This is a genomic window from Nostoc sp. UCD121 (assembly GCF_014222285.1).
GTDB lineage: Bacteria > Cyanobacteriota > Cyanobacteriia > Cyanobacteriales > Nostocaceae > Nostoc.
In genome coordinates this window covers 1-1324 of record NZ_JACKZS010000466.1, presented here as the reverse complement: position 1 = coordinate 1324, position 1324 = coordinate 1, and the positions used below count along the sequence as shown (strand labels likewise).

General features: G+C 41.0%; 2 protein-coding genes. Both read left to right on the top strand.

The features are described 5' to 3' along the window. The first annotated feature begins 254 nt into the window (after positions 1-254). A complete protein-coding gene (locus tag GNF10_RS36915; RefSeq protein WP_185585979.1) occupies positions 255-488 on the top strand; it encodes a hypothetical protein in 234 nt (77 codons plus the stop codon). A gap of 145 nt (positions 489-633) precedes the next feature. Further along, a partial coding sequence (locus GNF10_RS36910; RefSeq protein ID WP_185607496.1) for a hypothetical protein occupies positions 634-1324 on the top strand: 691 nt, incomplete at its 3' end.

Below are 1324 nucleotides of genomic sequence, written 5' to 3'. Positions count from 1 at the left end.
CCAATTTTTGGCATTGGAATATATAGCTTTCATTGTTCAGAAGATTTGGAAATTCTTGATTTTCCTGGCTTTGCAGAATTTAGAGGCTAAATCGCTTTAAATCCACATATCCAGTTAAGGGCTTGCCATCACTTCGCTTTCCGGCTTCTGTCACCTATGTTATGCGTCGTTTTTTGGCTTGCTAGTGTTATGATAGCATTACTTCATGAAGTAATGAAGTAATGTTTTACTAATTTTCTTGAGGTAATGTCAAAATGTTTTCAGAACAAATAGAAAACAGTGATGTGGTAACAAGACGAGACGATCCAAATTTCACTCAAGTTAGCGGGTACATACCAAAGGAGAAAGCTTTAAACTTTAAAATTGCTTGCACTGCTTTGCAAATAACCCAAAGCGATGCACTAGATGAAGCAATTAGCCTTTGGCTAGCAAATCATGAGCAACCTTCCTCCACACCCAAGGGCAAAAAAGGTAAGGGTACAGCATGACCAAAGAAAGCCAATCAGAAAAAAACGCTCTAAGGGAAATTCTGGCCTATTTACAGAAAGTAGGGCTATTTGCTCAAAATCCAGTGTCAAACATTACTATCAGTAAAGTTCGTATAATTTCACATCATTAATTTTGTTGTCTCCAATGACTACAGTGAAAGACCCACCAACCGATTTTCAACTCCCGCCGCACAACGAACCGGCATTAGAGATGCTTAGGGAGGCGAAAGACTATGCGTCCACTCAAGCTCTAGCGGCTGGTGCTGCTGCGCTGGCTACAGGAGGCATAATTCATCCATTTGGATGGGTTCTTTTTGGATTGGCTTACAAGCCGTTGATACGAATTCAAAAACTTGCGCGGCTGGAAAAATTAACAGCCCTACTTTTGAATGAGTTTAAAAGCCAGGGTATACAAGTCTTTCCAGTGCTAAAGCCCGAAGACAAGAACCCCATCGACTTGTTTATTAGGTTTCCGAGAAAGACACATCTGTTTATCTCCATTCGTTCACGGGGAGATAGTCAGGTGGTCTACAACGAAAAAAGGGAAATTCTACAGGTGAAAAAGAAAGATAAAAATGGTTTAACCACCTGGAAACCCTGCCCATTAGTTGAGCTATCGGATTACGAGAGATGGCTGACTAAAAATAGAGATTTGTTTGGAATGTCCTCGAAAGAGGTAACAAAAACACCGACAGGAAAAGTTTTGGTCTTATGGAGTCCAACTCAGGCAGCATCTGACCACAACCCACATCTTTATTCTGAGATGGGCAGTATGAAAATTCTGGCTCTCAGGAGAAAAGGTACTACGTTTGTAATTCCAGAGGAGGAAGTAACCG